The sequence below is a fragment of the Winogradskyella psychrotolerans genome (assembly GCF_018860545.1).
Classification (GTDB): Bacteria; Bacteroidota; Bacteroidia; order Flavobacteriales; family Flavobacteriaceae; genus Winogradskyella; species Winogradskyella psychrotolerans_A.
In genome coordinates this window covers 215,242-239,956 of sequence record NZ_JAHKPN010000039.1, presented here as the reverse complement: position 1 = coordinate 239,956, position 24,715 = coordinate 215,242, and the positions used below count along the sequence as shown (strand labels likewise).

Sequence of the window (24,715 nt, the reverse complement as noted above, 5' to 3'; positions counted from 1 at the left end):
TTTAGACGACATTTTCACTCATGATAAAACGACAAAAAGCATCCTTAAGAAGCTGTATTATTCACAAAGTTGGCAATAAATTTAACGGCACAAAAAACGCTTTTTCTGATGCTATTGTAGAATTTGATGAAGCCACTTATAATTTAATGCTACCGTATCTTTTAAAGCCTTTTGTAAGTGTTGCAGAAAGTTATCGTTTCCATCACCATAGTGATGTTGGGCTGAATGAAATTAACATATACAGCGATCAACTTTTTAAAGAGGACGCTGATTTTGTAGAGATTTCAAAGCATATTGTAACTCATCTATTTGAACAAAGTAATTCAGCTCAAATTAAAACTGGAGATGTCCTTATTTGTCATTTTGAAAATGTACAATATGAAGACTATTTTACCGATGCCATTGGTATCTTTAAAATTGAAAACAAAACAGAATTTTTTCAGACCTATTTAGAAGATAATAATTATGACATTTTAGTTCAAAAAGGGATCCAAGCTAAGAAGGTAGATAAAGGATGTTTAATTTTGAATACTTCCGACATGGAAGGTAAAATTGTATTTAGCGTTGATAACAACACTTACGACACCCAATATTGGATTAAAAGTTTCCTAAACATTAGGTATCCTGACGATAGCAACCAGCATACCAAGAATTGCATAGAGCTATGTAGAGAATTTTCTAAAGAAATATTACAACCTAATTATGGAGGGCAAGAACAGAGCAACTTTTTAGCTAAAACAGTTGACTTTTTCAAAGAAAACGAAATTGTAAATATCGATACGTTTAAAGAAGAAGTTTTTGAGGAAGAAGATAAAATTCAACTTTTTGAAGACTATAAAAAGATTTATGAGACCGACAATAAAGTCCTCATTAGAAACCAGTTTGACGTTTCGGAAGTCGCTTTAAAAAAACAAAAGCAAAAGATTAAAACCGAAATTAAATTGGACACCAACATACAAATAAAACTAGATGTTGATGCTCCAGATGCCTCAGCAGAATATTTAGAACGTGGTTACGATGAAGACAAAAAAATGCACTTTTATAAGGTGTTTTTTAATGATGAGACCTAATTTGGTTTGGACATGTTAAAAAAAAAGTAGAACTTAGTTCTCTAATCTTTTACTTCAAAACTATTGACTCCAATACCTACAAAAGAAAAACCAACCTACATTAATATAACAAAATCACTCCTTATACTTTTTGTGTTAACAGCATTGAGTTGCTCTACAGATACTAGTAATAATGGTATTCCTTCAGAATTTGAAGTTACTGTAAACTCAACCAGCGTTACCAATATAGAAATTAGCTGGAGCGAATCCTTTGATCCAGAAGGAGACACAATAAGTTATTCGGTTTATTTGGAAAACCAAGAATATTCTAGTCATCAAAACACTAGAACTTATAGTTTTGAAAACTTATCAATCTCAAATGATTATGAAGGTTTCGTTATAGCTCACGATCCTTCTGGCAACGAGCGCATTGCTGATTTTTCATTTACAACAACTGAAAACTTACCACCAAGCAATTTTGAAATTATTTTAGCCACACCAAGCAATATTTCAATTGATGTCAGTTGGACAGAAGCTATAGATCCAGAAGGTACTATTGTTTCATACGATTTATACATTGATGATACGTTGATTGCTTCAAACCTGAGCGAGACTAGCTTTTTAATCGAAAATCTAAATGCGGCAACAGTTTACAACCTTAAAATTGTTGCTAAAGATGACATAGGTAATACAACTAATTTAATTTCTAATTTAGAAACCTTAGATGGTATTTACCAAGGGGATTTAAGCCTAAGAACACAACAAGCCGTCAATAGCTTTGGAGAACTTGGATACATTGAAATCACCGGTAATTTAGAGATGGATGGACTTGCCGTGTTTACTGATGTTACGGATTTATCACCTATTAACAGCATAAAAATAGTGAGAGGGTATTTTCATATCAATTTTATGGGAACCTTAACGAGTTTATCAGGTTTAGGCATAGAGCATGTTGGTCAGAATTTCAAAATCAGTAATAATGATGGTCTAAATAATTTAGATGGCTTAGACAAATTGGAAGAAGTATTTGGTACATTTCAAATTGAACAAAATAGTAATCTTCAAGATATATCAGGCATAAACAATCTTACCACAATCGGTTCAACACTAGCCATATTAAATAATATAAACCTAATTACAGTTACTGGATTTAACAATTTAAATTCTGTAGATAGTATTTGGTTTCAAGCGAATTGGTCTCTAACTCAAATTAATGCTTTCAGTAACGTTACGGCGTTAATTGGCGATCTAAATTTAACAAGCAACACGGCGCTGACCACATTAGATGGAATTGATAATATAGAAAGTATTGGTCGTGTATTTATAAAAAACACATTACTCGAAAATTTTAATGCGTTATCCTCCTTAAGTATTGTTGGAGGAGATTTTGATATTCAAGATAATTCGGCTTTACAAAACGTAAATGGCCTAGCTACTCTTACCGAAATAACCTATGGTAACTTGAGTTTTTTCTACAACACAAGCCTTGCTAGTTTAAATGGTTTAGAAAATTTAAATCAATTAGGCGGTACCATAAACTTTGTTGGTAACAGCAATTTATCAGATTTTTGCGCACTACAAGATTTAATGCAAAACTTCTCTCCAGGTTCTAGTCCATCAATAAACAACAACTCATATAACCCCTCAACAACTGATATTGCCAATGGAAATTGCAGTAATTAAAAGACAACTAATCTTAGGACTTTTCTTCATTTGTGTATCTGCGTGTTCAGACAATGATGTTGATGAAACTGAAAATCAACCTCCTTCAACTTTTGAAGTTACAGTACATACTATTGCGGAGACTTCTGCAGAAATTAATTGGAGTCCATCCATAGATCCAGAAGGAAGTACTGTATTCTATGACGTTTATCTTAACAACATAAAACAGGTAGATAACATCACAGATACAACTTACAGTTTTGAAAATTTACCCGAAAATGAAAGTTACACAGGAGAAGTTGTAGCTTCTGACCCAGAAGGTAATGCAATTTCAGCACCTTTTAATTTTGAAACTACCCTAAACCAGCCTCCATCGTTATTTGAAATAACTATAACCAGCACCAACCCTTTTTATCCAAGAATTGAGTGGACTGCTTCTACTGACCCAGAAGAAGGAGAAATTATATATAATATTTATCTAGAAAACCTACTTATAGAAGGCGAATCAATAGCATTAAACCAATCTTTTGAAAGCTTAAGAGGGTTAACGGATTATACAGGTTGGGTTGAGGCTGTTGATGAACAAGGAAAAACAACAACGGTTTCATTCAGTTTTACTACGGATATTAAAATTTACGATGATGATTTATTATTAAGTGATCAATCTATGGTTGACGCTTTTGGTAATGATGGCTATAATGAAATCGATGGTAATCTTAACATAGGTAGCCTACAACAGAATTTAACCGACATTACTGATTTGTCTTTACTCGAAAGTATAACTTCAGTGAATGGGAATCTTTCTATAAGAAACACCATATGCACCAATTTTAATGGTTTAGAAAATATAGATATAACTTACTCCTATGCTAAACTAACTATTGAAGATAACGACCAATTAATTAATTGTATTGGACTCAATGGTATCACTACAGCTCACCAAGTTTATATTGCAGATAATGATATGCTTTTAAGTTTAGATGGGCTATCCGCTTTAAGTTCTGTTACAAATTATTTTTGGGTCGTATATAATCCAAGTTTAAACTCACTTTCCGGATTAGAAAATTTAAGCAATGTTCCGCATACGCTATCGATCTCTAACAATGACAGTTTAACCTCGTTAATTGGTTTAGAAGGTGTTGCTAGTTGTGGAGAATTAAGCATTATTGATAATGATAGTTTGTTAAACTTAGAAGGGTTAAATAATATAACCTCCAGCACTTCTTCAGTAAACATAACCAACAATAATGTTTTACAAAATATAGATGGTTTAGAAAATTTAAGTCAAGCCATATCGCTTCATATAGCTGACAATCCGCTCTTAAGTAACTTGAATGGTTTAGAAAATTTAACAGATCTTAACCATACTTTAGAAATATCTAGAAACAATGCACTTACAACATTTAGCGGCATTGAAAACATTAATTTTAGCGATAATCAGGCGGACTACCACGCGTTGCTAATTTGGGAAAACGCAAATATTACAGATTTGGACCCAATGGCAAATTTCGCGTTTAACCGAGGTATAATTAACATTCAGTCGAATCCCCTGTTATCCGATTTTTGTGGTTTAACGACTCTAATTTCAGGAATGGACGACTTTATGAATGGCTACAATTTTGCGTCAAATAACGCCTATAACCCAAGTGAGATGCACATGCTTAATGGAAATTGCTCTAATTGAAACATGTATTGTACACTATAGGTCTTATTTTCATAAAAAGTATGTAATTTGATCCTCTAAAATAAAAGGCATGTTTAGACATCAAGGTAAAAGCAGAACATTGTTACACAATCTGCGAATTGCTACTATTTTGTCGTTTGTTGCTGGTATTGTCAATGTCACCGGATTCTTAGCGTTTCACCAATTAACTACCAATGTCACCGGCCATTTTGCGCTGTTTATTAGTGATGTAGCCAACTTTGAATTTTGGAAAGGCACTATGTTTTTACTTTATATTCTATCGTTCCTATTTGGCTCTTTCTTTTCAAGTTTTCTTATTGAGAAATTCAAAGAAAACAAACGAATGAATGTTTTTGTTCTCCCAACATTAATTGAAGTTCTTATTTTAGCTGTAATTGCTTTTACAAGCGACATAACGACCATACAATATCCAAATGTCATTATTTGCGCACTTCTCTTTGCTATGGGACTCCAAAATTCTCTGGTAACAAAAATCTCTAATGCAGTGGTGAGAACAACCCATTTAACAGGTTTATTTACAGATTTAGGAATTGAGCTTTCCCAATTATGTTTCCGAGGAAATCACCATAATAGAACCCAAATAATAGCAACGATTAAGCTGAGAATTGCAATTATTTGTTTCTTCTTTTTTGGAGGACTCGTTGGCGGTTACCTTTATTCAAAATTAGATATAAAATTAAATACATTATTAGTAGCTGCATTTATCTTAGCAATCAGTCTATTTTATGATGATTTAAGATATGGTTACATCAAAACGAAGCGAAAATACAGCCAAAGAAACTAATCCACAGACGCTGTAAACTCAGCATTGAATAATTCTGAAAAATGTTTCAAAATCTTAGTTTTCACCTCAGTTTCATCAACTTTATCGACACCTAATTCATTATTCAGTGTTGTAACTGCCTTGCCACGAATACCACATGGAATAATATGATCGAAATAACCTAAATCGGCATTCACATTCAATGCAAATCCATGCATCGTTACCCAACGGCTAGCGCGTACTCCCATTGCACAAATTTTACGCGCAAATGGTGTTCCAACCCCGAGCCAAACCCCTGTTTCACCAGGACTGCGTTCGGTTGTTAATCCATACTCGGCCAATGTGAGAATAATCACTTCTTCTAAAAAACGTAAGTACTTATGTATATCGGTAAAAAAATTATCTAAATCTAGAATCGGATAACCTACAATTTGACCTGGACCATGATAGGTAATATCTCCACCTCTATTTATTTTGTAGAAAGTCGCTCCTTTTTCTGTGAGTTGTTCCTCTGAAAGCAATAAGTTAGACAAGTCTCCACTTTTACCCAAAGTATAGACGTGTGGATGTTCTACAAAAAGAAAGTGATTGTCAGTAACTAAACCTGCATCCTCTCTTCTATTCTTTATTTTAGTCTCTAAAATGGCTTTAAAAAGTGCTTCTTGGTAATCCCAAGTGTCCTTAAAATCCTTAATTCCTAAATCCTGAAGTTGTATCGTTTTATTCAAAATAATTAGTTTTTAATCTTCTAAAACAACTTCAATATCCAATAGTTCCGGATCCTTAAGCATGTCTATAAACGCAACTTCATAAGTAACCGTTTTTCTATCTTCACTGTACATGGCTCCTTGTTTTGAAAAGGACTTTACAGCTTTTGGAAAATGATAATTAATTCTATACTTAGACGATCCCAACATCATAGCCGATTTATCAATACTATCTAAAGATTGTTGGTGTTTTTCGACATCAATAATCTCAGCACTTCTTTTAAAAACTTTACCATCATATGAGTAACTCACCAAAGTTGAACCTTCATTCCCCATACTAGAAAAAGGACTTAACGGTAAGTTATCACTAGCAGTTTCATCTCCTTTTAAACTATTGAAATTATTCATTGCTTTGTACATATCGCGCAACTCATTGGCATTATCAAAATCTGTTTCTATATCAAAAAACATCTTCTTTTTATCAGGATCCATAACCATATGAAGTTTGTAATCTTCCATGGCTTTAATCTTTTCTTGCTCTTTTAAGGACAAATTCGCTATACTATCTTTATATTCTACTAGAAAGTCTTTAAAAACAATTGTTGAATCTACAGCTTTGCTCATTTCGCCAGAAGCGTCATCACCTAATTGTTCTAACACATCCATCATTTCTGATGCATCCATTGAGAATTTTACGGTACCACTACCATCTTCATTTATGTAAATATTTTCAGAGAACTGACAACTTGTAAGCGCCAATAGCACTGCACACATAAGTAGTGTAAAAACCTTTTTCATTGTAATATTTTAGTGTTTAGAGCTACAAAGGTAAGACTTTTATCGCTCTGGATTATTCAATATAACCAATGCGGCAATAACACCAGGCACCCAACCACATAGCCATAATAGAAACGTGATTAGAATTGAACCACAGCCTTTATCTAAAACTGCTAAAGGTGGACAAATGATAGAAAGGATAACGCGCCAGATACTCATAATTTGTTTGATGATTTGATGTATAAATAGGACGTCATTCCACTCGGTTTGTTACACTTTTTATGAATTTGATGTGTCAAAATCCTAATAAATTTATGTAGTTTCGTTACATGCGACTAAAAACACTATTCGTTTTTTTAATTATCACCTCAGTTTGTAAAGCTCAATATTCTTTTTCGGGTTATACTAACCCTGAAGAATGGGACAGATCCGTATACCTTTCTATTGTTGAAGATTACCGAAAAATGTCTGGTGTCTATTCCGAACAAATTATTGCAAAAACAACGGCTGACTCTAATGGTTATTTTGAATTTAAGGGGAATATGCTGGATACCGAAAATAGAATCTACCGCATTCATGTAGATAAATGTTCCGATATGCAACAAGGTGTTAATCACTTTAATGGGCATTGCAGTGATAGTGAAGAACTCTTATTCATCGCTAAAAACTCAGATACTTTAAAACTCCCTTTTTCCTTTGGTAATCAAGTGTTTTGTCGTGTTGAGTCTAGCAATCCTAAAGCCAATGCTTTTGTAAAAATAGATTCCCTAAAAAACGATATGCGTTTTGCTTATAGTGAATTTAGAAGTGAAGCCAATCGAAAACTGAATAACAAAAAATGGTTTAAAACCCTTCAATATTTCGGTGAGGCTCTAAATGAACCTTTGGCAGAACTCTATATTTATAAGTATTTATCGGATAGAAGTAGTGATTTGCATAGCTATTATGTTGAGGATTTAAAACGAAACGACTATTACGATCATCTAAAAACACGACTAGAAACGAGTTACCCAAATTCAACCTACACCAAACAATATAGCAATGAACTAGAAGCTGATCGTTATATGTTATCTTCTTCGCATCAAACCACAACATCAAACTGGAGTCTTTTCCTCTGCACTATTTTAGGATTTTCAGTGATGCTGAATCTATATTTTCTGTATCGTTTTTGGAAACGCAATCAAGGTAAAATAGACGATTTAAAAGCAAAATTATCTAAACAAGAGCAAGTGGTTTTAGAGCATTTGCTCTTAGATAAAACGAATAAAGACATTGCTGAATCCCTTTTTTTAAGTGTGAGTACGGTAAAAACACACACTAACAACATCTACAAGAAACTCAATGTGCAATCTAGAGATGATGCAAAATCCCTATTTATCAAATAGTTACAAAATTCAACCTTGGTACTAGTACCGATTTCCAACCTGTTTTTTTCAACATTTACATCTTTATGTGTGATGTTTGTTTTCATATTAATCATTTAAAATATTTATTATGAAGCAAACTTTAAACATTGCCCTTATTTTAGTTTTAGCAATGAACTTTTTTAACGTAGCACCACCAACTGAATTTGACAAATACGATTCTAAAGTCGCTATTTTAAAATTTAAAACAGAAATTATTGACTACGGAACGATTACTCAGAATTCTGAAGGCAAGCGCCGCTTTACATTTACCAACGCTGGTGATGCTCCTTTACTCATTACAAAAGTAAAAACAAGTTGTGGCTGTACAGTACCTAGCTATTCCAAAGCACCTATACAACCAGGAAGCCAAGGAGAATTAGAAATTAAATACGATACTAAACGATTGGGTGCCTTCACTAAAACCATCACGGTAATGTCTAATGCTGAAGGTGGGAACAAAATCCTAAAAATTAAGGGGAATATCGTGGCATCTAAGTAATCATTCTTTTTAAATATTACGTTTGAACTGAACATATCCTGCAAGGTTTTAAAAACCTTGTAGGTATTATCTTATGATATGAAAAAATCATACCTACAAGGTCAAAAAAAAGACCTTGCAGGAAAACGTAATAGCATTTATTACCATTCATCAATCTAATTATAAACTCATCAACATGAAAACGAACAATTTTTTAATACTCATCACATTAACAATAGTATTTCAAAGCCATGCCCAACACTTAAATCAAGAAATCACAAATGAAGGGGAGACCCCATTTTTACTCGGTAAAATCGACAAACAGGGTTTAGAAGGTGATCATTACAAATCCTGGTTCACCACAAACTACGAGAACTATCAACCAAATTCAGAACAGGTACCTGCCATTACTTCAGAATTAAAAAACTACACCATCACACTATTTTTAGGAACTTGGTGTGGAGATAGTCAACGAGAGGTTCCCAAATTTTACAAAGTGTTAGATGCTTGTGAATTTCCAATGGAACAATTAACTGTGGTTGCCGTAAGCAGACAAGCAAACATGTATAAACAAAGTCCACAACACGAGGAGAAAGGACTAAACATCCACCGTGTACCTACCATAATTTTTTATAAAAACGGAAAAGAAGTGAACCGTATTGTAGAACATCCTATTGGAACTTTTGAAGACGACATTCTGAATATTATTACGGTAAACAATTATAAATCTAACTATCAGATTGTAACTGCTGTTGACCAAATTTTAAAGAAAAAAGGCATAAAAGGCTTAAAACAGAAATCAAAAAAGCTTATAAAAACCTTTGAAGGAAACGTTTCAAGTATGTTTGAACTGAATACATATGGTAAAATTTTATATACAACCAATAGCATAGACGAGGCTATTGCTGTATTTAAATTGAATACAAAATTATTTCCGAATGAACCAAGAGTCTTCATGAGTTTAGCCAATACCCTCGGTGTTTTTGGCAATAAAATGGAAGCTATAAAAGTTCTAGAAGAGGCGATTAAATTACATCCAGACCATAAGGATTTAAAAGAAAATTTAGAGCTTGTGAAATCAAATTAAAAAGGAGCTCTTTAATTTTTGTAAAAATTGTAATTTTGCATCTGCTTACTGAAAAACAAGTAAGTCGATAAAAATTAATAAGAATGCAACTTTCAGAACAAGAATTGGTAAGACGCCAAAAACTAGAAAAGCTTAGAGCTTTAGGGATCAACCCTTATCCAGCGGATTTATTTCCGGTTAATCATACTTCAAAACAGATAAAATCGGATTTTGAAGAAGGTAAACAGGTGATTATAGCTGGGCGTTTAATGGCAATTAACATTCAAGGAAAAGCGTCTTTTGCACAATTGCAAGATAGCGAAGGTCGTATTCAAGTGTATTTTAATCGCGATGAAATTTGTACAGGCGAAGATAAATCGCTTTACAATGATGTCTTTAAAAAATTACTCGACTTAGGTGATTTTGTTGGTATAGAAGGAGAGCTTTTCACAACTCAGGTTGGTGAAAAAACCGTGATGGTTAAAAACTTCAAATTATTGAGTAAAGCTTTAAAACCTTTACCAATTCCGAAGCAAAAAGACGGAAAAACCTATGATGCCTTTACAGATCCTGAGCAACGATACAGACAACGCTATGCAGATTTAGCTGTAAACCCTCATGTTAAAGATGTGTTTATTAAGCGTACAAAATTGTTTAATGCCATGCGTCAGTTTTTTAATGATGCTGGTTATTTTGAAGTGGAAACACCAGTTTTACAACCAATTCCTGGTGGAGCGGCTGCACGTCCATTTATAACACACCATAATAGTTTAGATATTCCATTATATATGAGAATTGCTAACGAATTATACCTAAAACGTTTAATCGTTGGTGGATTTGATGGTGTCTATGAGTTTTCTAAAAACTTCAGAAATGAAGGGATGGACCGAACGCATAATCCAGAGTTTACAGCCATGGAAATCTATGTATCGTACAAAGATTACAATTGGATGATGGATTTCTGTGAGCAATTACTAGAACATTGTGCACTCGCTGTAAATGGAACGTCTGAAGCGACTTTCGGTGAACATAAAATTAACTTTAAAGCACCATATAAGCGTATTACTATGCGCGATTCTATTTTAGAATTCACAGGTTTTGATATTTACAATAAGTCTGAAGACGAAATAAGAGCTGCTGCAAAAGGTATGCATATTGAAGTGGATGAGACGATGGGTAAAGGCAAATTGATTGATGAAATTTTCGGAGAAAAATGTGAGGGGAATTATATTCAACCAACATTCATTACGGATTATCCAAAAGAAATGAGTCCTTTGTGTAAAGAGCACAGAGAGAATCCTGAATTAACAGAGCGTTTTGAGTTAATGGTATGTGGTAAAGAAATTGCCAATGCCTATTCAGAATTAAATGACCCTATAGACCAACGCGAGCGTTTTGAGCATCAATTGAAACTCGCTAAAAAAGGTGATGATGAAGCTACAGAATTTATAGATCACGATTTTTTACGTGCGCTAGAATATGGAATGCCTCCAACATCTGGAATGGGCATTGGCATGGATCGTTTAATCATGTTCCTAACCAATAATCAAAGTATTCAAGAAGTGTTATTCTTCCCTCAAATGCGACCAGAGAAGAAAAAAGTAGATCTTAGCGATAACGAAAAAGCGATACTTGAAGTTTTAAAAGCTGAAAAACGCATGGATTTAACAGTTTTAAAATCTAAATCTGGCCTAAGTAATAAAGGTTGGGATAAAGGCATAAAGGGCTTGAGCAAACATGGTTTAACAAAGGTTGAAAAGACCGATGATGGTTTGTTTGTTCAAATGGTATAACCCATGATGAAGTGGCTAAAAAAACAAAAAACATATCTTTTAATAGGATATGTTTTTTTGTTACTGATACATTTCGGTTTCAAAGACCACCTTTACCTTACAGGAATTTTATTTTATGCTTTTCCGACACCTATTTTAATTTTAGCCATATGTCCGCTTTTAGCGCTCTTTTATAAAAATAAATGGATTCGTTTCACCTTATTCGGGTTAATGGCTTCCCTGACTTATTTTTGGATTAACAATCAATATATTAATTATGATAGTATTAGTGCTAATTCGACGAACTCAATATTTTTTTGGAATATCGCTGACCAAAAAGATTATAATATTGACGTTTTAAAGAAAACTTTAGAAACACGAAGTATAGACGCTCTATTTTTTGTTGAAGTTTTACATAAAGACAATGATTTTAATTCCCAATTCAAACACCAACTCCACAATTATAATGTTGAATTTTTAGAAGGAAACATGATGGTTGCTGCCAAAAGCGACATCACAATCATTAATTATCTTGAAGAAAAACGCCATTACAAACTCAATCATTTAAAAGTAGAAATAGGTACAACCCCATTTGAAGTAGTCATAGTTGACATTTTTGCAAAACCTTGGCACAATAAAAAAAAGGCCTTTACCAAAATTTACGAATACCTAGAGGACCACGACATTGACATTATTTTAGGGGATTTTAACACCCCTTACGAAAGTATCTATTTCAACCATTTTAAAACCAATTATGCATCTTCGCGTAATTTTCAGAACGGATTTACAGCAACTTGGCCTTATCCAGTGCCTTTGTTAGAAATTGATCATATTTGGATAAACAAACAACTACCTATACTAAGTACTGAAAAGAAGTTTTACACAGAATCCGACCATGGCATACTCATTACAGAATTCAAGTAAAATATACACTTTCAGACACATAGACCTCATAAACACCAATTCAAAGTTTTATTTAAATTTTAATACGTCTATACTGGGATTGCATCTTCTGATTGTTAATTAAATGATATGGTCAGCTCATTCTTTGTCATTTTAACAAAATAGACTTGAAAATCACCTTTATATTCGTTCAAAAAAAATTTATTACATTGCAACTAGCTATTAATTAGAAAATCAGCCAGATGTTAAAAAAAGCGTGTATGCTATTCTTATTCATGAGTATTATTTTCTCATGTACTAATGACGATGAAGATATGGTTCCTGTTTGCGATACGGTTACAAACATAGCTTCAAATTTCACAACGAGTACGACTACAACAATTACTTGGGAAGCTGTTAATGAGTCATCATCATATACGTTAGAGTATGGCATTGCAGGATTTTCTCTTGGAAATGGAACTTCGGTTTCTACATCAACTGCAGACATTCAACTCGAAGGACTATTAGCAAATACAACATACGATATCTACATTCAAACTGTTTGTAGTACTAACAATACTAGCCTATACAGTACTGTTTATAGCTTTACAACATTAGCACCTAACGTGGTTCCTGAATTCAAAACAAATCTTTCTGAGTTAAATTTATTTATAGGCGATTTAAACGAGTTAAATATTACACCCAAAGGATTTGAGTACAACTTAAACACAACACTTTTTACAGACTACGCTCACAAACAGCGCATCATCGCTTTACCAGAAGGCACAAGCATGGAATATGATGGGAATGGATTACCTATTTTTCCAGATAATACAGTAATTGCAAAGACCTTTTATTACAATCTAGACGAACGCGATATATCTTTAGGGAGACACATTATTGAAACTCGCATTTTAATTAAATTGAATGGAGCCTGGGAAACAGGAGATTACAAATGGAACGATACTCAAACAGAAGCTACTTTGGATTTAGATGGTAGCTCATTGCCAGTCACATGGATTGACACAGAAGGCAATAGTAATTCTACAACCTATAAAATTCCATCAAACACCGATTGTTTTACTTGCCATGCAAATAATGAAACTATTATTCCTATTGGTCCAAAATTAAGATCAATGAATTTTGAAATTAATGGAGTTAATCAATTAGAAGAATTCATAGCAAACTCTCAATTAACAGGTGTAACCAACAGTGACTCTGTTAGAAGTCTACCAAATTGGGAAGACGAAAATGAAAGTCTAGAAAATAGAGCACGAGCTTATATGGATATAAACTGTGCACATTGCCATATCCCAGGGGGTAGTTGCGAGGACCAATCAACGTTAAATCTTGCTTTTGAAACGCCACTTGAAGACAGTGATATTGTAGAACAAAATTTTAGTATAGACTATAGAGTATCGTTTTATTTAGATGGTTTAAGCATGCCGTATATTGGAACTTCCATGATGCATACCGAAGGCGCAGCACTCATTCAATCCTATCTACAGACCTTAGAATAGTAGCGTTAAAGAAATACTAAAATCAGATTTAATATTAACAAACTCTTAATAGAATACGTATTTTCAACGAAATTTTAAAAAAAAACAACAATTTTGAAAAACGTATCCCTTAAGCTACTCTGTGTAGTTTCAGTCTTTCTTGCATTTTCTTGCTCTACTGCAAAAAAAGCAGGAAAATCAGGTAAAGATGCCACAGCAATGGCAAAACCTCCAGCAAAGAAGCCTGGAAAAAATGACCCACAACCTTACAGCAAAGTTATCACCAAAGATGCAAAGAGTGATATCGGTTTATTTACAGTTCACACCGTAGATGATAAGTTCTTTTACGAAATACCAGATTCTCTTTTTGATAGAGAAATGCTTATGGTTACACGTATTGCCAAAACAGCATCTGGCCTTGGTTTTGGTGGTGGCAAATTAAGCGAACAAGTATTACGCTGGGAAAAGAAAAATAAAAAAGTAGTATTACGTATGGTATCATACGAAGTGGTCGCTGCAGATTCTTTACCTGTACATGAAGCTGTGGTTAATTCTAATTTTGAACCTGTAATTGCAACATTTCCTATTAAAGCGTTTAGCAAAGACTCTTTAAATACGGTTATTGACGTTACCGATTTATTTGAAAAAGATGTTAAGCCTTTCGGGTTTCCACAGCGTGCAAGAAAACAATATAAAATTTCACGCTTAGATGGTCAACTTTCATATATTGAAACGATTAAATCTTACCCAACTAATATTGAATCTCGCACGGTAAAAACATATGCTGCTGGGGATCCACCATCAAATTCAAACACAGGAGCAATATCTGTAGAGATTAATAATTCAATGATTTTGTTACCAGAAGTTCCAATGAAACGTCGTTATTTTGATGAGCGCGTGGGCTGGTTTACAAGCAATCAAACAGATTATGGTTTAAAAGATCAAAAAAGTAAATCCGTAGAATTTCTAGATCGTTGGAGATTAGAAGTGAGAGATGAAGACATTGAAAAATTTAAGCGTGGTGAATTAGTAGTACCTAAAAAACAAATTGTATACTACGTTGATAGAGCCACTCCAGAACAATGGAAAAAATACATCAAACAAGGTATTGAAGATTGGCAAGTTGCTTTTGAAGCTGCAGGTTTTAAAGATGCCATTATTGCTAAAGAACCACCAACGGTTGAAGAAGATCCAGATTGGAGTCCTGAAGATGCACGATATTCAGTAGTGCGTTATTTAGCATCTCCAATTCCTAATGCTAATGGCCCACACGTTAGTGATCCTAGAACAGGTGAAATTTTAGAAAGTGATATCAACTGGTATCATAATGTAATGTCTTTATTACGTGGTTGGTTCTTTGTACAAACGGCCGCCATTAATCCAGAAGCACAAAGCCCACAATTTAAAGATGAAGTTATGGGACGCTTAATTCGTTTTGTATCGTCTCACGAAGTTGGACACACCTTAGGTTTACCTCATAATATGGGATCTAGTGTTGCTTATCCAGTTGAAAAATTACGTGATGCAGCATTCACTAAAGAATTCGGAACGGCACCATCTATTATGGATTATGCGCGTTTTAATTATATCGCACAACCAGGCGATGAAGGTGTGGCTTTAATGCCAGATATCGGAACTTACGATAAGTATGCGATTTCTTGGGGTTATAGACCAATCTTAGACAAAACTGCTGAAGAAGAAAAGCCAATTCTTAACGAATGGATTATGAAACACGCTGGTGACCCAATGTACCGTTTTGGTCATCAACAGGCCGGTGATGTAGTTGATCCTAGTTCTCAAACGGAAGATTTAGGTGATGATGCCATGTTAGCTAGTGAATATGGAATTAAAAACCTTAAGCGTATTGTACCAAACTTAATTGAATGGACTACTGAAGCTGGTGAAGACTATGATGATTTAGACGAAATGTATGGTCATGTAATATCACAGTTTAACCGTTATATGGGACATGTTTCTAATAACATTGGTGGTGTATACGAAAATTACAAAGCTGCTGACCAAGAAGGTGCTGTTTATACCGCTGTACCTAAAGACCACCAGAAAAAAGCATTAGCTTTTATTCAAGAAAATTTATTTGAAACTCCAGAATGGTTATTAGATAAAAATATTTTTGACCGTATTGAATTTACAGGTTCTGTTGAGCGCGTAAGAGCAATGCAATCTAGAACCCTGAACAACATTATGAGTTTAGGTAAAATGCAACGTCTTATCGAAGCTAACACTTACGATAGCAATGCCTATGCATTAACAGATATGATGAGCGATTTACGTAAAGGGGTTTGGAGTGAATTACGTACAGGTAAGAAAATTGATACTTACAGACGTAATTTGCAACGTGCACATATTGATAGATTAGAGTATTTAATGACTGCAGAAAATCAAACAGCAGGAAGACGTTCTAGTCCTTACGTAAAAGTAACTCCTGTTAATACTAGCCAATCAGATATTAGAGCGGTTGTAAGAGCGGAGTTAACATCGTTACGTAGTCAATTACGTTCTGCACGTGGTGGAGATACTATGAGTAGAATACATATAGCTGATGCTATTGAGCGTATTAATCTTATTTTAGATCCTAAGTAAACGCAACTAACAAACATTTTAAAGAAGGCTTCAATTGATATTGAGGCCTTTTTTTTATTTCAAAATGGTATTAATTGTTGAGTGGTAGTCTTCAAACGCAATCAAATTATTATGACCAGCATCTTCAACAGTTATAAAATTCAAGTTTTCAATGTTTAATCCTGAAAGCTTTTCCCCAGAAGTATAAGGAACAACAGCATCCGCAGTTCCGTGAATAATTGTAATCGGACATGTTGCTTTTGGTAAAAATTGATACGTAGGAAACTGATACTTTAGCAATTGTTTTACTGGTAAAATTGGGAATCGACCTTTGGCAACATCCAAGATACTAAAATAAGGAGTTTCTAAAATAAGCTGTTTGGGATTGTTTTTTGACGCCACATAAGACGCAATTCCTGTGCCTAGAGACCTTCCATATATCGTAATATCACTTTCAGAATATTGACCCAAAAGATAATCATAGCAATATTGCGCATCCTTATAAAATGCAGCTTCACTCAATTTCCCAATACTTTTACCATAGGTTCTGTAATCCATTATAAGCACATCGTAGTGTAGCGCTACAAAATATTCAGCTACAGTTCCCCAACGACTTAAATCTCCAGCATTTCCGTGAAAATAAAGTATCACTCCTTTTGGGTTGTCAACCTTAAAATGAAGTGCATTTATACTAGCATTTTCTTCCGTCTTAAAGAATAGTTCTTCAAATTTATATTGAAACTGATATTGATAATCTCCCTCCAATGTACTCGGGAAAAATAATAACTTTTCTTGAAAAAAATAAAGTGCAGATCCTATCATAATATATATGCTAAAAAGTACGATTACAAACTTTGTAAGCCTTCTTTTTAGGTTTACTTTAATGGTGTCGTCCATTGGTTTCTTAAAATTTAATAGTAAAAAAGTATTTCCATAGTCTTTCGAAATATAAAAATAACAAACGACTTAAAATCCATACTAAAACACTTTAAAAACCTCACAGCTTCTCATAAAACTATGAGGTTTTAGGTCATTAAATAACCTATCATCAAAACTAATCGTCGTCCTCTTTTGTGTCTAATTCATTATTAATATAAGCGACATCTCTTGTGTTTTTTTGAACAGCAATTGCAGAAAATAAACTTAAGGTAAATGACATGGCATAAAATCCTTTTTCACTAAGTTCTAAATCGGCATTCCAAAGTCCTATAGTTAATAAAACAATTGAAGCTATTGACGTGAACCAACTAATACCATAATACATTTCGGTGACTTGAATGTTTTCGAGTTTATCTCTAACGGCTTTTTGAACTGAGATGACTGAGAACAACCCAAATAAAAGAATGGTAAAATAATAGCCTTTTTCATTAAGCATCATCTCTGCATTCCATAGACCAACACAATAAGCAACCATCCCAATGATTAAAGCTGTCCAAGAGGCTCCAATAAATGCTGGAGTTGGTTTATGGTTATACACCTTCTTTTCTTTCTTTTTTGATTTTACATTTTCGTCGTCTTTTAACGATACTGTTGTTTGATAATTCATACTATTTTGTTTTAATGATTATGAGGCAAATCTCGAACATAGGACAAGATTTCAAAAAACACTTTCTCACCAATACTGACGATATATTTTATAAATAACACTATAATATTACTATATTTATTGAGTTAAAACACTTTATACTGACGTTTAAATGACAGGAATTAAATCTATAATTAACACATTATCGAATGAAGACCACCGGAAATTTGTGAGTTATCTGCAACAACAAAATAAAAGGAAGGACACTAAAAACATCCAACTTTTTAAATTACTTGCCCATTCTAATGCCGATTCTAAAACGATATGCAAACAGCTTTACAATGTAGAAAAGAGTAATGCTTATCACGCTCTTAGAAAACGCTTGTTTCAATCTTTAATTGATTTTACAGCTAATAAAAATCTTGAAGATGAGAACTCCACAGACATGCAGATTATAAAGTACATTTTAGCATCACGTACATTTTTACTTCAGAATAACTTCAGCATAGCGTATAAGATTCTAGACAAGGCCGAACGCCTCGCAGATGAACATTTATTGTACGGCATTCTAAATGAAGTTTATCATACAAAAATTCAGTATGCTTCAAATTACCCCATCATAGATTTAGAAGATTTAATCCGTAAACAAAAAGAAAATCAGAAAAAACAGCATTTAGAAGACCAATTAAATATAGTTTACGCCAAGTTAAAGTCTATTTTAAACGAAGTAAACTCTAAAGGTCATATTATAGATTTCGAATCTGAACTGAAAACCTTGTTAAAAGAACATGAAATTGAAATTAGTAAATCTCTATCATTTAAATCCTTATATCAAATTTTAGCTATCGCTAACATTTCGGCTTTAGTCACAAATAAATATTACACCATTGAAAGTTTTGTCATGAAGACCTATGACATCTTGAAACAGAAAAAGGAAACGGACAAGCAACTATATTATCAAATTCAAATTGTTTATATCATTGCCAACACCCTATTTAGAAATAAGAAATTTGAAGCATCCTTAAATTACATCGAGGAGATGAATCAGTTAATGCAGCTTAAAAAAAATGCACATTACAAGTCGTTCATACTAAAGAACACTTTAGTTAAAGCTCTAAACTTCAACTATTTCAACCATCAAAACGAAGCCGTATCACTTGTAGAACGTATTTTAAATACGAAACATAATGATACAGAAACACTTTTAGACTTACGTTTATCATGCTTAATGTTCCACTTTCAAAATGAAGACTTTGAGAAAGCAAAAACCATTTCATCAACATTCTATCACACAGATCAATGGTATATAGAAAAAACGAGTGTGGATTGGGTGATTAAAAAAAATGTCGCCGAGCTACTACTCTATATAGAATTACAAGAAGATGATTTATTCTATTCACGATTAAAAAGCTTTAGACGTCGGTACACAAAATACCTAAAGCAAATAGGTCAGTCCCGGATTCTTACGTTTATTAAATGCGCTGAACTTTATTATATAAAACCAGAACATATTTATACACCAGAATTTAAAAACGAAGTGGAAATATCCTTCGAATGGCCAACCGTAAACCAAGAAGACATATTTATAATTAGCTTCTATGCATGGCTAAAAAATAAGGTTGAAAAAGGTAACTTATATCAAACCACACTCCGTCTAATTAGACTATAACAAATGTTAAAATATGTGTTAAAATACGTCTCACAGTTAAACGTAACTAGGAATCCTAGGTCTAAACAAGTATAACTTAAAACACAAAAGACATGAAAAAATTATTAGTAATTGCCCTAGCACTATTTACACTAAATGGTATGGCACAGGAAAAAGAAAGAAGATCAGATCGTAAAGACAGGTCAGAATCAAGAATGCAAATGTCACCTAACGATATTGCCGATTTAAAATCTAAAAAACTAACTTTAAAATTAGATTTAACAGATGCACAACAGAAAAAAGTACATGCACTTATTTTAAATGAAGCAAAAGCTAGACAGGAATTAAGAAAAAATCGCGATGCTGATGGTGAGAAAAAAGAAAAGCCTTCTCAAGAAGAGTTCATTAAAATGCAGAATGCGAGATTAGATCATCAGATTGAAATGAAGCGTGAAATGAAATCAATCTTAAATGCAGAGCAATATGCTAAGTTTGAAAAAATGAAGCCTAGAGAAAACGAAAAAAGAGGTAAGCGTAGTAGAGATGAGGATAAAAAGCGTGACTATCAAAACGATAAAAAATAATTATAGAGAAGTATTTTGAAAATAAAAAGTATCGCTTAAGCGATACTTTTTCATTTTATTGAATAAAATTGTTACATTAGTGTCCAATTTTAAATAATTAATCCATAATGAAGAAGATAATTACACTTTGCTTATTTGTATTCGCACTATTTCTTGGAACTCAAACTGCTGTAGCTCAAAACAGTAAATTAGAGATGACAAAAACTGTAAATGCTGAAGCTGCTGAGAAAACTGAAGCTTTAAGAAAGTTCGTTAAGTTTGATAACAATCAGAGAGATCAAATTTACGAAGCACAACAAGAATTTATCCACTCCAATTATATCATTAAAAAGCAAAATGTAGTTGATGAAGGAACAGCTAAAAAATTAGAAGCTATAAGCGCACAATTGGAAACTAAAATGAAAACCATTTTAAGTGATGAACAATATGAGCGTTACAAGAATTTTCAAAAAAGCTAAATATATAGTTTTACAAAAAAAAGTCTCGCAATATGCGAGACTTTTTTATTTATAAATCTTTTGCGATCTCCTCAACAGCGGCTATCGTTTCATTTAAATCTTCATAGCTTAGTGCATCTGTGATAAACCAAGTTTCAAAAGCACTTGGAGCTATATAAATCCCTTTATCTAACATGCCATGAAAGAACTTTTTAAACGTTTCATTATTTCCTTTGGCAGCAGAATCAAAATCTACAACAGCATCTTCTGAAAAATGAACTGAAATCATTGATCCGACTCTATTAATTGTATGCGTTACATTATTCTTGTTAAGCGCATCAGCAATACCGTTATGTAGGTATTTTGTTTTCTCCGCTAACCTATTCATTAGTCCTTTATCAGCATTGATTGTCTTAAGCATAGCTAATCCAGCTGCCATAGCTAATGGATTCCCACTCAATGTTCCGGCTTGATAAACGGGTCCAATTGGCGCTAAAAAATTCATAATTTCATTTCTTGCTGCAAATGCACCAACTGGCAGTCCTCCTCCAACAACTTTACCAAAACAAACAATATCTGCATCAACACCTTTAAGTTCTTGTGCTCCACCTTTAGCTAACCTAAAACCAGTCATCACCTCATCAAAAATCAACAAGATATTATGAGCATCACACAACGCTCTTAAACCCTCAAGAAATCCTTCCAATGGAGGAATACACCCCATATTACCCGCTACAGGTTCAATAATAATGGCTGCTATTTCATCTTTATTAGAAGTCACAAGCTCCTTTACATTTTTAAGATCATTAAAGGTTGCTAAAAGTGTATCCTTAGCTGTTCCTTTCGTTACACCCGGACTATTAGGAGTTCCAAATGTTACAGCACCACTTCCCGCTGCTATTAAAAATGAATCACTATGACCATGGTAACACCCTGCGAATTTTATGATTTTATCTCTTTTTGTAAACCCTCTAGCCAATCGAATTGCGCTCATACATGCTTCTGTACCTGAGTTTACAAACCGAATTTTATCAATATTAGGAACCATTGATACCGCTAATTCTGCAATTTCGGTTTCAATAGTTGTTGGCATTCCAAAAGATGTGCCTTGCTTTGCTTTTTCAATAACAGCATCGACAACAGGAGGAAATGCATGCCCAAGCAACATTGGCCCCCAAGAATTTATATAATCTATAAAACGATTTCCATCCTCATCGTACACATATGCCCCTTTTGCAGATTTAGCAAAAATTGGAGTTCCTCCAACAGCACTAAATGCTCTCACAGGAGAGTTTACTCCACCTGGAATAACATTTTGAGCTTCTTTAAATAAAGCACTACTTCTTTTATATAACATAAATTAATTTGAAATAATAAGTTCTTGACCAATAGTGAGGTCATTCGATTTTAAATTATTATCCGCTTTTATCGCTTCAACGGTCGTTTTATATAGTCTTGAAAGCGAGTACAACGTATCACCTTTTGTCACGAGATGTTTTTTAACAGTAGTCTTCTTTGGGCCTTCAATAATTGTGGTCGATCTTCTTGTAGATTTAGTAGTTGTTCCATTCAGAACTTCATCATCAAACTTATACAACTCATAACGCTCAATTAAACTAATCAATTTATCTGGGTATTTTCTATCAGTTGCGTAACCTGCAGCTCTCAAGCCCTTAGCCCAACCTTTATAATCATCTCGCTTAAGTTCAAATAAACCGGCATAACGCTTTCTGCCTGTCAAAAACTCAGAATGGTCTTCATAAGACATTTCTGCCTTTGGGTATTTTCGGAAACATTCCTGAGAGCGATCATCATCATGATAAATCTTCGCACCTGCCCAATCGTGACATTTAATGCCAAAATGATTATTTGCCTCAACGGCTAAACGTCCTTTTCCCACGCCAGATTCTAAAATACCCTGAGCCAAAGTTATACTCGCCGGAATTTTATGAGTTCTCATTTTATTTTTAGAAATTTCCGCATACAGATCAATATAAACCTCAACACTACTTGGAGTTTTACTTTCTTTAACAACATTCGAATTTGTATTAGAAGATTTCACCTCTTCTTTTACAACAACGTTTTTATTAGTACTACTTCGCTTCTTTTTAGTAACAATACCTTTTTTAGGACCGCAACTCATTGCTAATACAACTATCAATAAGATTATATATCTCAACTTCATGTTTTATAATTCAATTAAAGGGGCTTTTTTTACGTTTCAACATAGCATTAACTCCTGCAACACCTTGCAAACCGCCTGTATGAATAGCTAATATTTTTGAACCTAATGGAAAATACCCAAGTCTTATTAAATCAAATATGCCATATAACATTTTCCCAGTGTAAATTGGATCTAACGGAATATCGTGATCTTTATAAAACGTATTAATAAACGAAATCAATTCAGGCTTTATTTTACCATAACCACCAAAATGGTAATCCGTTATTAATTCCCAATTATCTTGATTTGCAAATTTACAAATATCTTCTTGTAAAAAATCACCTTTTAAAGCTGGAAAGCCTAATATTTTCTGATAATCCTTAGAAGCATTAATTAATCCTGAAATTGTACCTCCTGTTCCTACCGCACAACAGATATAATTAAATTTAGAATCCTTTGATTGCAAAATTTCTTCACAACCCTTAACAGCTAAATTGTTTGTACCACCTTCAGGCAGTAAATAAAAACCCTCAAATTCAGCTCTTAAGCTATCCAAAAATTCATGACTAGTTTTCTTTCTATAATCCTCTCTAGAAATAAATTTAAGTCGCATCCCGCAGGATTTAGCAAATTGTAATGTGGGATTAAGCTCCTTTTTCAAAGCGAGCTCTTCTCCACGTATAATGCCAATGGTATCAATACCTTGTTCTTTTCCCGCAAAAGCGACCGCAGCAATATGGTTTGAAAACGCTCCACCAAAAGTTAATATGGATTTTGATTGATCTACTTTTGCCTGCTGAATATTGTACTTTAATTTACGAAACTTATTCCCTGAAATAAACGGATGAATTAAATCTTCGCGTTTGATGGTAATTTCAATTGAAGAATTCGGAATATTAATAGTCTGATTATGGATAGGATCGTGAAACAAATTCTTTTTATTGTAAAAATAAGTAACCGTTTTTAAATTATTTAATAATGTAATATGAAATAAACACATCTAGTACATATTTTAAATCGATAGAATCTGAAGTATTAAAATTGACCTACAAAATGAAGACGCTTAGATGATTGAACCACCTCAACTTCAAATTATCAATTTATGATTGAATATTACCGCTTCCTATTAGGTTCAAGATTAAAAAAAACAGATGACCTAGTGTTTTTTTTTATCAAAAAAGTATATAGTTACAAAATCTCCACACTTCCACTTTTTCATAATTTAAATTCATCAACACTACACACAAGTCAAAATATGTATAGAAGACTCTAACGATATAATTTACAAAAACCGAATGAACTTAACTCATTCAATTACCACAGGTTACGAAAATATTTTCAAAAAAATGATCTACTGTGTTCAAAAAACAACGTTTAAAATAAACCTAATCCTTAAACCAGTATGAATTACACCCTGATTTTTTAACCTTTTAACTAAAAAACAAACAAAAACACTAATTAAACGTTAAAATTTAGAATATTTCTTACTTTTAAATCTCTCTACCTCTCCCAAATCTATATTTATTAACACCTACATTATGTATTTATGATGTAATCTCACTCCATAATATAGATTTTATGATTAGAACTTTATTTTATGCCTTACTGGCTCTCATGTCCACACCCTTTTTAGGACAACAACTATCCTCAGACACGAATCGCTGTGTTCAAAACTACACCATAGACAGTAAAATTGTACCAAACGAAAATCAACCAACTAGTACAGCCATAATTTCATGGGACTTCTCTAAAACTTCAGACAAAGAACACCTCAAAGTGACTTTAATAGTACAACCACTTAACAGTTGTTGGAAAGGTTTAGACGGTAAACTACGCTCCGAACTAAAAGAATTTAAAATTTTAAATATTTCCAAAAACAGTATAGGCAAACAACAATTAACGCTAACCGACCTAAATGCAAAGTGCTTTAAGTGGCAATTTGTAATACAAGATTCAAATACTAACTGCGAAACAAAAACCGAATGGAAATTCATTAGTTTACTCTAAGCAC

At 33.3% G+C, this 24,715-nt stretch carries 23 protein-coding genes; 15 read left to right on the top strand and 8 right to left on the bottom strand.

Going from position 1 to position 24,715, the window contains the following annotated elements; all coding sequences use genetic code 11:
- The first annotated feature begins 20 nt into the window (after positions 1-20).
- From KO515_RS13570 to KO515_RS13555, 4 genes are all read left to right on the top strand, one after another.
- Complete coding sequence (locus KO515_RS13570) at positions 21-1,070, top strand: nucleoid-associated protein (RefSeq protein WP_178985775.1); 1,050 nt, start codon at positions 21-23, stop codon at positions 1,068-1,070.
- Between the two features lie 63 nt (positions 1,071-1,133).
- Positions 1,134-2,732: a fibronectin type III domain-containing protein gene (locus tag KO515_RS13565; RefSeq protein ID WP_215936871.1), complete on the top strand. Its 1,599-nt coding sequence runs from the start codon at positions 1,134-1,136 to the stop codon at positions 2,730-2,732.
- Positions 2,713-4,395, top strand: coding sequence for a fibronectin type III domain-containing protein (locus KO515_RS13560; RefSeq protein ID WP_215936870.1), 1,683 nt, complete (start codon positions 2,713-2,715; stop codon positions 4,393-4,395). The genes KO515_RS13565 and KO515_RS13560 overlap by 20 nt, the downstream gene beginning before the upstream one ends.
- Positions 4,396-4,465: 70 nt before the next feature.
- Positions 4,466-5,200, top strand: coding sequence for a YoaK family protein (locus tag KO515_RS13555; RefSeq protein WP_215936869.1), 735 nt, complete (start codon positions 4,466-4,468; stop codon positions 5,198-5,200).
- Here KO515_RS13555 and lipB read toward each other — a convergent pair.
- From lipB to KO515_RS13540, 3 genes are read right to left on the bottom strand one after another with little or no spacing between them, the layout of a single operon-like run.
- On the bottom strand, positions 5,197-5,907 hold the full coding sequence (lipB, locus tag KO515_RS13550) for a lipoyl(octanoyl) transferase LipB (protein WP_215936868.1): 711 nt from the start codon (positions 5,905-5,907) through the stop codon (positions 5,197-5,199). The genes KO515_RS13555 and lipB overlap by 4 nt on opposite strands.
- A gap of 12 nt (positions 5,908-5,919) precedes the next feature.
- Positions 5,920-6,684, bottom strand: a complete 765-nt coding sequence (locus tag KO515_RS13545) for a hypothetical protein (protein ID WP_215936867.1) — start codon at positions 6,682-6,684, stop codon at positions 5,920-5,922.
- 39 nt (positions 6,685-6,723) lie between these two features.
- Positions 6,724-6,882, bottom strand: coding sequence for a YqaE/Pmp3 family membrane protein (locus tag KO515_RS13540; RefSeq protein ID WP_092446701.1), 159 nt, complete (start codon positions 6,880-6,882; stop codon positions 6,724-6,726).
- 110 nt (positions 6,883-6,992) lie between these two features.
- On the opposite strand from KO515_RS13540, the gene KO515_RS13535 reads away from it, so the two are divergent.
- From KO515_RS13535 to KO515_RS13505, 7 genes are all read left to right on the top strand, one after another.
- On the top strand, positions 6,993-8,048 hold the full coding sequence (locus KO515_RS13535) for a response regulator transcription factor (protein ID WP_215936866.1): 1,056 nt from the start codon (positions 6,993-6,995) through the stop codon (positions 8,046-8,048).
- 109 nt (positions 8,049-8,157) lie between these two features.
- Positions 8,158-8,568: a DUF1573 domain-containing protein gene (locus tag KO515_RS13530; RefSeq protein ID WP_215936865.1), complete on the top strand. Its 411-nt coding sequence runs from the start codon at positions 8,158-8,160 to the stop codon at positions 8,566-8,568.
- Positions 8,569-8,743: 175 nt separating this feature from the next.
- A complete protein-coding gene (locus tag KO515_RS13525) occupies positions 8,744-9,634 on the top strand; it encodes a TlpA family protein disulfide reductase (protein ID WP_215936864.1) in 891 nt (296 codons plus the stop codon).
- Between the two features lie 83 nt (positions 9,635-9,717).
- Positions 9,718-11,406 (top strand): lysine--tRNA ligase, encoded by a 1,689-nt coding sequence (lysS, locus tag KO515_RS13520; RefSeq protein WP_215936863.1) that lies wholly within the window; start codon positions 9,718-9,720, stop codon positions 11,404-11,406.
- A 210-nt stretch (positions 11,407-11,616) separates the two neighbouring features.
- Positions 11,617-12,309 carry an endonuclease/exonuclease/phosphatase family protein gene (locus KO515_RS13515; RefSeq protein ID WP_215936862.1) on the top strand — a complete coding sequence of 231 codons (693 nt, stop codon included), beginning with the start codon at positions 11,617-11,619 and terminating at the stop codon, positions 12,307-12,309.
- A gap of 239 nt (positions 12,310-12,548) precedes the next feature.
- Positions 12,549-13,787, top strand: coding sequence for a hypothetical protein (locus KO515_RS13510; RefSeq protein WP_252723872.1), 1,239 nt, complete (start codon positions 12,549-12,551; stop codon positions 13,785-13,787).
- Positions 13,788-13,877: 90 nt separating this feature from the next.
- A complete protein-coding gene (locus KO515_RS13505) occupies positions 13,878-16,367 on the top strand; it encodes a zinc-dependent metalloprotease (RefSeq protein WP_215936891.1) in 2,490 nt (829 codons plus the stop codon).
- 54 nt (positions 16,368-16,421) lie between these two features.
- On the opposite strand, the gene KO515_RS13500 is transcribed toward KO515_RS13505, so the two are convergent.
- Together KO515_RS13500 and yiaA are read right to left on the bottom strand one after the other, a co-directional pair.
- Positions 16,422-17,168: an alpha/beta hydrolase gene (locus KO515_RS13500; protein WP_252723870.1), complete on the bottom strand. Its 747-nt coding sequence runs from the start codon at positions 17,166-17,168 to the stop codon at positions 16,422-16,424.
- Between the two features lie 232 nt (positions 17,169-17,400).
- On the bottom strand, positions 17,401-17,892 hold the full coding sequence (gene yiaA / locus KO515_RS13495) for an inner membrane protein YiaA (RefSeq protein WP_215936860.1): 492 nt from the start codon (positions 17,890-17,892) through the stop codon (positions 17,401-17,403).
- Between the two features lie 151 nt (positions 17,893-18,043).
- Here yiaA and KO515_RS13490 point away from each other — a divergent pair, with 151 nt between their 5' ends.
- From KO515_RS13490 to KO515_RS13480, 3 genes are all read left to right on the top strand, one after another.
- A complete protein-coding gene (locus KO515_RS13490; RefSeq protein WP_215936859.1) occupies positions 18,044-19,540 on the top strand; it encodes a hypothetical protein in 1,497 nt (498 codons plus the stop codon).
- 92 nt (positions 19,541-19,632) lie between these two features.
- Entirely contained in the window at positions 19,633-20,103 is a 471-nt protein-coding gene (locus KO515_RS13485) for a Spy/CpxP family protein refolding chaperone (protein WP_215936858.1), read from the top strand.
- Between the two features lie 107 nt (positions 20,104-20,210).
- Positions 20,211-20,561: a hypothetical protein gene (locus KO515_RS13480; RefSeq protein ID WP_215936857.1), complete on the top strand. Its 351-nt coding sequence runs from the start codon at positions 20,211-20,213 to the stop codon at positions 20,559-20,561.
- A 49-nt stretch (positions 20,562-20,610) separates the two neighbouring features.
- On the opposite strand, the gene hemL is transcribed toward KO515_RS13480, so the two are convergent.
- Genes hemL through KO515_RS13465 form a run of 3 tightly spaced genes read right to left on the bottom strand, consistent with a single transcriptional unit; the run spans position 20,611 to position 23,704 of the window.
- Entirely contained in the window at positions 20,611-21,897 is a 1,287-nt protein-coding gene (gene hemL, locus KO515_RS13475; protein WP_215936856.1) for a glutamate-1-semialdehyde 2,1-aminomutase, read from the bottom strand.
- A 3-nt stretch (positions 21,898-21,900) separates the two neighbouring features.
- Positions 21,901-22,725 (bottom strand): glucosaminidase domain-containing protein, encoded by an 825-nt coding sequence (locus tag KO515_RS13470; protein WP_215936855.1) that lies wholly within the window; start codon positions 22,723-22,725, stop codon positions 21,901-21,903.
- A gap of 10 nt (positions 22,726-22,735) precedes the next feature.
- Positions 22,736-23,704, bottom strand: a complete 969-nt coding sequence (locus KO515_RS13465) for a 1-aminocyclopropane-1-carboxylate deaminase/D-cysteine desulfhydrase (RefSeq protein ID WP_215936854.1) — start codon at positions 23,702-23,704, stop codon at positions 22,736-22,738.
- Between the two features lie 578 nt (positions 23,705-24,282).
- Between KO515_RS13465 and KO515_RS13460 the strand changes: the two genes are divergently transcribed.
- On the top strand, positions 24,283-24,711 hold the full coding sequence (locus KO515_RS13460; protein WP_215936853.1) for a hypothetical protein: 429 nt from the start codon (positions 24,283-24,285) through the stop codon (positions 24,709-24,711).
- The last annotated feature ends 4 nt before the right edge of the window (positions 24,712-24,715 follow it).

What these genes read in the sequence shown, in the direction of transcription:
- KO515_RS13530 (WP_215936865.1), top strand. Translation starts at nt 8,158, where the DNA reads ATGAAGCAAACTTTAAACATTGCCCTTATTTTAGTTTTAGCAATGAAC.
- KO515_RS13465 (WP_215936854.1), bottom strand. Translation starts at nt 23,704, where the DNA reads ATGTGTTTATTTCATATTACATTATTAAATAATTTAAAAACGGTTACT.
- KO515_RS13485 (WP_215936858.1), top strand. Translation starts at nt 19,633, where the DNA reads ATGAAAAAATTATTAGTAATTGCCCTAGCACTATTTACACTAAATGGT.
- KO515_RS13460 (WP_215936853.1), top strand. Translation starts at nt 24,283, where the DNA reads ATGATTAGAACTTTATTTTATGCCTTACTGGCTCTCATGTCCACACCC.
- KO515_RS13515 (WP_215936862.1), top strand. Translation starts at nt 11,617, where the DNA reads ATGGCTTCCCTGACTTATTTTTGGATTAACAATCAATATATTAATTAT.
- KO515_RS13510 (WP_252723872.1), top strand. Translation starts at nt 12,549, where the DNA reads ATGCTATTCTTATTCATGAGTATTATTTTCTCATGTACTAATGACGAT.
- yiaA (WP_215936860.1), bottom strand. Translation starts at nt 17,892, where the DNA reads ATGAATTATCAAACAACAGTATCGTTAAAAGACGACGAAAATGTAAAA.
- KO515_RS13480 (WP_215936857.1), top strand. Translation starts at nt 20,211, where the DNA reads ATGAAGAAGATAATTACACTTTGCTTATTTGTATTCGCACTATTTCTT.
- KO515_RS13500 (WP_252723870.1), bottom strand. Translation starts at nt 17,168, where the DNA reads ATGATAGGATCTGCACTTTATTTTTTTCAAGAAAAGTTATTATTTTTC.
- KO515_RS13490 (WP_215936859.1), top strand. Translation starts at nt 18,044, where the DNA reads ATGACAGGAATTAAATCTATAATTAACACATTATCGAATGAAGACCAC.
- KO515_RS13560 (WP_215936870.1), top strand. Translation starts at nt 2,713, where the DNA reads ATGGAAATTGCAGTAATTAAAAGACAACTAATCTTAGGACTTTTCTTC.
- KO515_RS13570 (WP_178985775.1), top strand. Translation starts at nt 21, where the DNA reads ATGATAAAACGACAAAAAGCATCCTTAAGAAGCTGTATTATTCACAAA.
- KO515_RS13540 (WP_092446701.1), bottom strand. Translation starts at nt 6,882, where the DNA reads ATGAGTATCTGGCGCGTTATCCTTTCTATCATTTGTCCACCTTTAGCA.
- KO515_RS13535 (WP_215936866.1), top strand. Translation starts at nt 6,993, where the DNA reads ATGCGACTAAAAACACTATTCGTTTTTTTAATTATCACCTCAGTTTGT.
- KO515_RS13525 (WP_215936864.1), top strand. Translation starts at nt 8,744, where the DNA reads ATGAAAACGAACAATTTTTTAATACTCATCACATTAACAATAGTATTT.
- hemL (WP_215936856.1), bottom strand. Translation starts at nt 21,897, where the DNA reads ATGTTATATAAAAGAAGTAGTGCTTTATTTAAAGAAGCTCAAAATGTT.
- KO515_RS13470 (WP_215936855.1), bottom strand. Translation starts at nt 22,725, where the DNA reads ATGAAGTTGAGATATATAATCTTATTGATAGTTGTATTAGCAATGAGT.
- KO515_RS13555 (WP_215936869.1), top strand. Translation starts at nt 4,466, where the DNA reads ATGTTTAGACATCAAGGTAAAAGCAGAACATTGTTACACAATCTGCGA.
- lysS (WP_215936863.1), top strand. Translation starts at nt 9,718, where the DNA reads ATGCAACTTTCAGAACAAGAATTGGTAAGACGCCAAAAACTAGAAAAG.
- KO515_RS13545 (WP_215936867.1), bottom strand. Translation starts at nt 6,684, where the DNA reads ATGAAAAAGGTTTTTACACTACTTATGTGTGCAGTGCTATTGGCGCTT.